The sequence below is a fragment of the Lysobacter sp. ISL-50 genome (assembly GCF_018612875.1).
GTDB lineage: Bacteria > Pseudomonadota > Gammaproteobacteria > Xanthomonadales > Xanthomonadaceae > Lysobacter.
Map to the genome: position 1 here is coordinate 111754 of NZ_JAGGRI010000035.1, position 8744 is coordinate 120497.

Below are 8744 nucleotides of genomic sequence, written 5' to 3' on the forward strand. Positions count from 1 at the left end.
ATGACCGATCCGTTCGCCAGCGACGGCGCCAAGGCCCCGCCCAAGCCGTTCACCGTCGAGGAAGGCCGCCGCCAGGTGCGCAGCTTCGTGCTGCGCCAGGGCCGCTTCACCCCGGCCCAGCAACGCGCGTTCGACGAACTGTGGCCGCGCTTCGGCATCGACTACCAAGGCAGCGCGCGCGATTACGACGCGGTCTTCGGCCGCGACGCCAAGCGCGTGCTCGAAATCGGCTTCGGCAACGGCGAGGCCTTGCGCTTCGCCGCCCAGCACGACAAAGACCGCGACCTGATCGGCATCGAAGTCCACGCCCCCGGCGTCGGCCGCCTGCTCAACGCGCTGGCCGAGGACGGCAGCGACCACGTGCGGCTGTACCACCACGACGCGGTGGAGGTGCTCAACAACGAAGTCGCCGACGGTTCGCTGGACGAGGTCCGGATCTACTTCCCCGACCCGTGGCACAAGAAGCGCCATAACAAGCGCCGCCTGGTCCAGCCCGCGTTCGCCGATCTGCTGGTGCGCAAGCTCGCGCGAAACGGTCGCTTGCACCTGGCCACCGATTGGCAGGACTATGCCGAACAGATGTGGGACGTCCTGGACGCAACCGGGGGGCTCGCCAACCGCGCCGGTCCGCGCGGCAGCGTGCCGCGTCCAGATTGGCGCCCACAGACCCATTTCGAGACCCGCGGCCAGAAGCTCGGCCACGGCGTGTGGGATTTGCTGTACGACAAGAACCGGGAATAGGGAATCGGGAGTCGGGAATCGGATGCTAGCTACCGAACATTCGCGACAACTTGTCGGCGCCGAACCCGGTAGCGACGCGGCGCCCTGCTCTTGCCGTTCCGATTCCCGATTCCCCATTCCCGATTACCGACCGTAAATGGACACCGCCCTCGCGCTGACCACCGACATGAAGCTCGTTCTCGGGCTGGTGGTGTTCACGATGGCGATGTTCCTGTTCGAGCGCATCCGCGCCGACGTCGTCGCCCTGGTGGTGCTGGTGCTGCTCGGCCTGTCGGGCCTGGTCGAACCCGACGAACTGTTCAACGGCTTCTCCGGCAACGCGGTCATCAGCATCATCGCGACGATGATCCTCGGCGCCGGCCTGGACCGCACCGGCGCGCTCAACCGCCTGGCCGCCTGGCTGCTGCGGCGCGCGCACGGCATCGAGCAACGATTGCTGCTGCTGACCACCGCGGTGGCCGGGCTCAATTCCTCCTTCATGCAGAACCCGTCGGTGATGGCGCTGTACATGCCGGTCGCCGCGCGCCTGTCCTCGCGCACCGGCCTGTCGCTGCCGCGCCTGCTGCTGCCGATCGCCGCGGCCATCGTCATGGGCGGCGCGCTGACCATGGTCGGCAACTCGCCGCTGATCCTGCTCAACGACTTGCTGCTCAACGCCAACAGCAATCTGCCCTCGGGCGCGGCGACCATCGAGCCGTTGAAGATGTTCGCGCCGCTGCCGATCGGCGTGGCCCTGCTCGCCGCGTCGCTGGCGTATTTCCATTTCTTCGGCGACAAGCTGCTCAAGGACGACTCCGACAAGGGCGCCACGCCGGCGCGCACGCAGAGCTATTTCGCCAAGGCCTACGGCATCGACGGCGACGTGTACGAGTTGACCGTGACCGCCGACAGCCCGCTGGTCGGCATGTCGCTGGGCGAGGCCGAAACGCTGCGCGGCGCACCGCTGCTGTTGGCGCTCAAGAGCGACAACGACTCGCGCCTGGCGCCGCCGGCCGACACCCGCATCTGGGTCGGCAGCGTGCTCGGCGCGATGGGGCCGAAGCAGCAGGTGTCGGACTTCGCCCAGAACCATTTCCTGCGCCTGTCCTCGCGGCTGCGCAATTTCGCCGACCTGTTCAATCCCAGCCGCGCCGGCATTTCCGAAGCGGTGGTGCCGGCGACCTCGGGCTACATCGGCAAGACCGCCGGCGACCTGCACCTGCGCAAGCAATCGGGCCTGAGCCTGCTGGCGATCAACCGCGACAAGAGCGTGCTGCGCGAGAACGTGCGCAGCGTTCCGATGCGCGCCGGCGACATGCTGGTGTTCCACAGCATCTGGACCGATCTGGCCAGCGCCGCGGCGAGCAAGGACCTGGTCGTGGTCACCGACTATCCCAAGGGCGAGCAGCGCCCGCACAAGCTCAAGATCGCGCTGACCATCTTCGCCGTGGCGATGCTGCTGGCGCTGTCCTCGCGCCTGCCGGTGTCGATCGCGCTGATGACCGGCGTCGCCGGCATGCTGATCGCCGGGGTGATCAACATCGACGAAGCCTATTCGGCGATCAACTGGAAGACCGTGTTCCTGATGGCCTGCCTGATTCCGCTGGGCTGGGCGATGGATTCCAGCGGCGCGGCGGCGTGGATCGCCGGCCACACCATCGAGCGGCTGCCGCGCGGGACGCCGGTGTGGCTGCTGGAAATATTCGTGGGGCTGCTGACCACGGCGTTTTCCCTGGTGATCAGCCACGTCGGCGCGACCATCGTGGTGGTGCCGCTGGCGGTCAATCTGGCGCTGGCGGCCGGCGGCAATCCGACCGCGTTCGCGCTGATCGTGGCCTTGTCGGCGTCGAACAATTTCATGACCGCGTCGAACCCGGTGATCTCGATGATCACCGGGCCCGCCGGCTACAGCGGCAAGGAGCTGTGGAGGATCGGCGGGCCGTTGTCGTTGATCTATACGGTGGTGACGGTGTTGATGGTCAACATTCTGTTTTGGGGCAAGTAATGTCGCAGAAGAAACACCCGCGACGCCTCCCGCAGAAATAGCAATTCCGTCCGCGCTTTGCTCACCCCATCAAGTAAGTCAGATGCGCAAAGCCAGCACGCACCCGCCCCACCCCGCCCGATCGCGTCACCCCAGCCAAACCGCCCCATCGCGCACACTCACCGCGATCGCGCGCAGCGATTCGCCGCGGCACGGCCCGGCGACGCATTCGCCGCCGCTCAGCTCGAAACTGGCGCCGTGCGCCGCGCACACCAGCAGCCCGTCCTTGCTCTTGAGAAACTGGCCCGGGGCCCAATCTAATCGGCGTCCGGCGTGCGGGCAGATGTTGAGCCAGGCGCGCACGGCGTCGCCGTCGCGGTAAAGCAACAGCGATTCGGCGTCGCCGTCGATGGTCGCTTCGACCTCGGCGAAGGCGCCGTCGGCCAGGCGTTGCAGCTCGATCAAGGCATGACCGCCCGCTTCGCCGCCGCCCGGATGATTTAACGAAGTTCTCACACCCTCGCTCATGCCTGGAACGATACTCATGTGTCCGGCTCAGGCCCTATTGTCTCACGACACCTGAAATGTTTGCTCAGACCTTCCGATTTGCCGATCACCGACCGCAATGGAATGCGTTCCAGTCGCGCGTGCGCAACGCTTTCGAGCCGCGCAAGCCGCGCCACCGCCTCCTGCGTTTCGTGCTCGGCCTGGTCGGGCTGGGACTGCTGGTGTTGCTGGTGTTCTTCAGCGTCGTCATCGGCGCGGCGATGATCGCTGTCGGCCTGGCGTACAAGCTGTGGCAGCGCCGCGGCAAGCCGATGGCCGCGCGCGCCAAGCATCGCCCCGACGTGGTCGAAGGCGAGTTCAACGTCGTCGATGCGACGACGATCGAACACCGCTCGACCTCGGCGCGCTGACCGCATGGGCGACGTGATCGAGGCCGCGCCGGCCACCCGCATTCCGGTTCGCGGCCAAGGCATCGCCGCGGACGCCACGTTCCCCGTGCATCGCGTCTATTGCGTCGGCCGCAACTTCGCCGAGCACGCGCGCGAGATGGGCGCGGCGGTGCCTACCTCGAACGCCGACCGTGGGCGGCCGGTGTTCTTCCTCAAACCAACCGATGCGATAGAGCTGGGCGAAGCGATTCCCTATCCACCGGGGACGACCGAACTGCATCATGAGGTCGAACTCGTCGTCGCCATCGGCCGCGACGCGCCAGCCGGCGAGCTGCCGGTCGAGGCCGCCTCCGCGCTGATCTACGGCTACGCCGTCGGCCTGGACCTGACCCGCCGCGACCTGCAGGCGCAGGCCAAGGCCAAGGGCCTGCCCTGGGACACCGGCAAGGCGTTCGATCACGCCGCGCCGATCAGCGCGATCGTGCCGGCCGCCGACGTCGGCCCGCTGGATTCGCGCGCGCTCAGCCTCGAGGTCAACGGCGAAGTGCGCCAGCGCGGCTCGCTCGACGATCTGGTCTGGAACGTGCCCGAAATCCTGCACGAACTCTCGCGCCTGTACGCGCTGCGCGCCGGCGACCTGGTCTACATGGGCACGCCCTCCGGGGTCGGTCCCCTGCAGCCCGGCGACCGCTACCGCGCCGTGCTCGAAGGCGTGGCCGAACTGCACGGACACATCACTTAGGCCTCGGTATAGTCCGGCCCCGGCGCTTTGCAACCGCGCCCAAGCCCGGTCCGGTACCGGTCGTCGATAACCAGGGAGAGCATGCGATGGGCATGATCAGCGAGTTCAAAGAGTTCATTGCGCGCGGCAACGTGGTCGATCTGGCCGTGGGCGTGGTCATCGGCGCGGCGTTCGGCAAGATCGTCACCGCGATGGTCGATGGCATCGTCATGCCGGTGATCGGTTACCTGTCCGGCGGCGTCAGCGTCACCGACTGGAAGTACGTGCTCAAGCCTTCGCAGCTGGACGCGGCGGGCAAGGAAGTCGCGGCCGAAGTCGCGGTCAAGTACGGCATGTTCCTGCAGACCGCGATCGATTTCGTCCTCATCGCCTTCGTGATCTTCATCGTCCTCAAGGGCTACAACAAGCTGCGCAAGCCGGCCGACGCCGCGCCCGCCGCGACGCCGGAAGACGTGCTGCTGCTGCGCGAGATTCGCGATTCGCTGAAGAAGTAAGCCCGGCGCTTGCCGGTATCCCGGAACGGCCGCCTCGCGCGGCCGTTCTGCTTTTTGTGGGTGGACTTTTGTGGGAGGCCTTTTGTGGAAGGGGCTTTTTTTGTGGGAGGAGGCCTTTTTGTGGGAGGGGCTTCAGCCCCGATGCTTTCCGGTCAGATAGCCGCGAACTGAAAGAAAAGCATCGGGGCTGAAGCCCCTCCCACAAAAGATTCCGAAACAACAGGAACGGCAAAGCCGCGCGCCCACCGCCTCAAGCCCCGCGATAGTCAGCGACAAAAAACACTCAAGGCCGATGTGACTTTTCTCAGGTAGCGGCCCGCGCGCGGGTTGCTAAGCTCGCCGCTTCGCTTTCGCCGCCGACCTCCCGCGCGGCGGGCTCGCTTGAGGAGATGGGGAATGCGCGCACGGTTATGGGCAGCGATGGCTGCCGTGTTGTTCACCGGTTCGATCACGGCCGCGGCCGCCACGCGCGAAACCCGCATACCCGACGCATCGATCCAGGCCGCGGCCGAGTTGCGCGAACGCGCGCTCGACAGCGACCTGGGCTACAAGATCGTCGAGTCGCTGACCACCGAAGTCGGCCCGCGCCTGGCCGGCAGCGAAGCCGATGCGCGCGCGGTGGCCTGGGCGGAAGCGAAATTCCGCAGCCTGGGCTTCGACAAAGTCTGGCTGGAACCGGTGACCTTCCCGAAATGGGAACGCCGCAGCGAGCACGCCGCGGTGATCGGCGCGCACGCGCAGCCGTTGACGCTGACCGCGCTGGGCGGCAGCCCGGGCGGCACGGTCGAGGGCGAGGTCGCGCGCTTCAAGGATCTGGCCGCGCTGGAAGCCGCGCCGGCCGGTTCGCTCGCGGGCAAGATCGCCTTCATCGATTTCGCCATGCCGCGCGCCAAAGACGGCGCCGGTTACGGCCCGGGCGGCCGCATCCGCAGCCGCGGCCCGTCGGCGGCGATCCGCGCCGGCGCCGCCGGTTATCTGATGCGTTCGGCCGGTACCGACTCGCACCGCATGCCGCACACCGGCATCACCCGCTTCGACGACGGCCTCACGCCGATCCCGTCCGCCGCCTTGTCCGCGCCCGATGCCGAGCAACTCTCGCGCCTGGTCGCGCTGGGCGCGCCGATCCGCGTGCGCTTGGCGCTGGATTGCGGTTGGGACGGCCAGGCGAGTTCGCACAACGTCATCGGCGAGATCCGCGGCAAGAGCAAGCCGGACGAAGTGGTGGTGATCGGCGGCCATCTGGATTCGTGGGACCTGGGCACCGGCGCGATCGACGACGGCGCCGGCGTGGGCCTGACCATGGCCGCGGCCAAGCTGATCGGCCAGAGCAAGCTGCGCCCGGCGCGGACCATCCGCGTCGTCGCCTTCGCCAATGAAGAACAGGGTCTGTACGGCGGCAAGGCCTACGCGGCCAAGCACCTGCCGGACGTCAAGAAGCATCAGATCGGCGCCGAGAGCGATTTCGGCGCGGGCCGCATCTACGCGTATTCGAGTTCGGCCCCGGACTACGCCAAGGCCGCCGACGCGCAGATCGCGCAGGCGCTGGCGCCGCTGGGCATCGAGCACACGCCGGGCAAGGGCGGCCCGGGCCCGGACATCGGCCCGTCCGCGGCCGGCGGCATGGCCTGGGCGCGGCTGGCGCAGGACGGCACGGACTACTTCGACTACCACCACACGCCCGACGACACGCTCGACAAGATCGATCCGAAGGCGCTGGCGCAGAACGTCGCCGCGTACGCGGTGTTCGCCTATCTGGCCGCGTCGGCCGACGGCGATTTCGGCAGCGAAGCCAAGAAGGTCACGCCGCCGGACGAATGATCGCGGCGTGATGTACAGCGGCTGATAGGGCCGCCCTTTTCCGGGCATGGGAAAGGGCGGTTTTTTTTTGGCTTTTGTGTTGGGTCGCGGCATTGGAGCGGAGGGCGTCGGGCCTGAAGGCCTCCCACAAGAATCGGGCCTGAAGGGCCCTCCCACAGGAGCCGCATCGCATAGATCGCGATGGGTGGCGCGCGGCGCCCGGTTTCGCCGGCGAATTGCGTTGTATCGGCAACGCAGGGCGCAAACCCGCCGCGCTTTCATTCCTTCGCACAGGACACCGCCCATGGATCAGGCCGCCTCCCCTTCCGGTATCAACACGCAGATCACCGACGCAGTCACCCAGCGCAACGTCAAAGTCATCGGCGAAGCGCCGGCGCAAGCGGTAGCGACGATCTACACGGCGCTGGCCCACGCCATCTCGATCCTGTTCCAGAACGCCGTCGCCGCTCAGCAACAGGCACAGCAACTGGCGACGGCCTCGCTCGCCGAAGGCGTCGCCCGGCTCTACGCCCACTCATCCGCCGCCGGCGACGGCGCGCAACGCCCGGAGACGAACATGAGCCAAGGCAACGAAGAACCGCGCGCGCTCGCGGCCGGCCTCAATAACGTGGCCGAAGCGCCGACGATCGCGTCGAGGGCCGCTGCCCAACCCGACGATTCGCAACCCCAGCCCGACGCCGATCCGGCCACGCTGGTGGAACGGCTGCGGGCCGAGATCGAAGCCGAACGCGACCGCCACCCGGTGTATTCCGGCATCAGTCAACAGGTCGAACAGGCGATCAAGCTGAGCAATCAGCAAGTGCTCGGCTCAGCCGGCGAAGTCGCCTACGCCCAGCGCGCCTGCACCGAGGCCTTCGTCGCCGGCCTGCGCCAGGTGTCCGACGCCCAGCATCGCCAACGCATGCAGTTGCAGCAGGCGGCGGCGACCGCGGTGTGTCTGGAGGCGATGTTGAAATCGCCCGAGCATGCCGGCGATTACGCCGAACTGCTGCAGATCATCAAGCACCTGGTTTGACGAACGCGCGCGGCCGTCAGCGCCGCGCGTTCCAGGCCGCCAGCAGCACCGCGGTCGCGGCGGCGACGTTGAGGCTTTCGACCTTGCCGCTGCCGGGAATCGACACACGCAGATCGCAGGCGGCGGCGAGTTCGCGGTCCATGCCCGCGCCTTCGGCGCCGAGCACGTAGATCAACCGTTGCGGCAGCGTCGCGGCGAATACGTCTTCGCCGCCGCTGACCACGGTCGCGGCCAGCACGAAGCCGGCGCCGCGCAACTGCGCCAGGGCGTTGTCGGTGCGGCCCATGCGCACCATCGGCACCGCCTCGGCGCCGCCTTCGGCGACCCGCGCGGCCGCGCCGGACACGCTCAGCTGCGCGTCCTTCGGCAACAGCACCGCGCCCACGCCGAAGTGCGCCGACGAACGCAGGATCGCGCCGAGGTTATGCGGATTGCCGACGCCGTCGAGCCAGATCGCCAGTTGCGGGCCCGAGCCCAGATCGCGCAGCCATTCCGACAACGACACCGGTTCTTCGCGCAGCACGTCGGCGACCACGCCTTCGTGATGGCCGCTGGCGGCGAGCTTGTCCAGATCCTGCGACTCGACCACGCGATAACCGACCCGGTTGGCCACGCACCACGACAGCAGCGGTTGCAGCTGCGGAATGCGCGGTGCGTCCAGGTACAGCTTGCGGATCGCCTCGGGACGGCGCGCGAACACCGCGCGGATGGCGTTGATGCCGTACAAGCGCAGTTCCGCGTCGCGGCGCGCGCGCGACGGCGAGGGCGAATCGAATCCGTCCTCGCCCAGGGGCAAGGCGAATTCGTCGTCGCGTTCGCGATAGGCGCGCTCGGCGCGCGGCGGGCGGTCGTGATGGCTGCGTTCGCGCGTATCGCGCACGTCGTCGCCGTGGCGATGACGCTGCTCGCGGCGCTCGGAGCGATCGTGCGGATGGGCGTGACCGCCGTGATGCGGTGGCGCGTCCGCGGCGGCGGGCGTGGCCTCGCGAGTGCGAGGCCCGCTGTTGCGATACGGGCCGCCGGCCGCGGGCGCTGCGCCGCGCTCGCCCGGACGGCCGTCGCGCCCACCCGGCGC

9 protein-coding genes are annotated in these 8744 nt (G+C 68.2%); 7 read left to right on the forward strand and 2 right to left on the reverse strand.

From position 1 onward, the window contains the following. Positions 1-741, forward strand: coding sequence for a tRNA (guanosine(46)-N7)-methyltransferase TrmB (gene trmB / locus J7J50_RS19155; RefSeq protein ID WP_215056591.1), 741 nt, complete (start codon positions 1-3; stop codon positions 739-741). Positions 742-877: 136 nt separating this feature from the next. Next, complete coding sequence (locus J7J50_RS19160) at positions 878-2725, forward strand: SLC13 family permease (RefSeq protein ID WP_215056590.1); 1848 nt, start codon at positions 878-880, stop codon at positions 2723-2725. A 126-nt stretch (positions 2726-2851) separates the two neighbouring features. Here J7J50_RS19160 and J7J50_RS19165 read toward each other — a convergent pair whose 3' ends face one another. After that, the gene (locus J7J50_RS19165) at positions 2852-3232 is read right to left on the reverse strand and encodes a Rieske 2Fe-2S domain-containing protein (RefSeq protein ID WP_083512312.1); all 381 of its coding nucleotides are present in this window, start codon (positions 3230-3232) and stop codon (positions 2852-2854) included. 56 nt (positions 3233-3288) lie between these two features. On the opposite strand from J7J50_RS19165, the gene J7J50_RS19170 reads away from it, so the two are divergent. From J7J50_RS19170 to J7J50_RS19190, 5 genes are all read left to right on the forward strand, one after another. Continuing rightward, a complete protein-coding gene (locus J7J50_RS19170; RefSeq protein WP_215056589.1) occupies positions 3289-3621 on the forward strand; it encodes a hypothetical protein in 333 nt (110 codons plus the stop codon). 4 nt (positions 3622-3625) lie between these two features. Further along, positions 3626-4342 carry a fumarylacetoacetate hydrolase family protein gene (locus tag J7J50_RS19175; protein ID WP_215056588.1) on the forward strand — a complete coding sequence of 239 codons (717 nt, stop codon included), beginning with the start codon at positions 3626-3628 and terminating at the stop codon, positions 4340-4342. A gap of 86 nt (positions 4343-4428) precedes the next feature. Continuing rightward, complete coding sequence (gene mscL / locus J7J50_RS19180) at positions 4429-4836, forward strand: large-conductance mechanosensitive channel protein MscL (RefSeq protein ID WP_215056587.1); 408 nt, start codon at positions 4429-4431, stop codon at positions 4834-4836. A gap of 396 nt (positions 4837-5232) precedes the next feature. Further along, positions 5233-6654: a M28 family peptidase gene (locus J7J50_RS19185; protein WP_215056586.1), complete on the forward strand. Its 1422-nt coding sequence runs from the start codon at positions 5233-5235 to the stop codon at positions 6652-6654. A 283-nt stretch (positions 6655-6937) separates the two neighbouring features. Then, positions 6938-7669, forward strand: coding sequence for a RebB family R body protein (locus J7J50_RS19190; RefSeq protein ID WP_215056585.1), 732 nt, complete (start codon positions 6938-6940; stop codon positions 7667-7669). 16 nt (positions 7670-7685) lie between these two features. Here the strand turns inward: J7J50_RS19190 and J7J50_RS19195 are convergent, their stop codons facing one another. After that, on the reverse strand, positions 7686-8549 hold the full coding sequence (locus J7J50_RS19195) for a TrmH family RNA methyltransferase (protein WP_343222549.1): 864 nt from the start codon (positions 8547-8549) through the stop codon (positions 7686-7688). Positions 8550-8744: the final 195 nt, after the last annotated feature.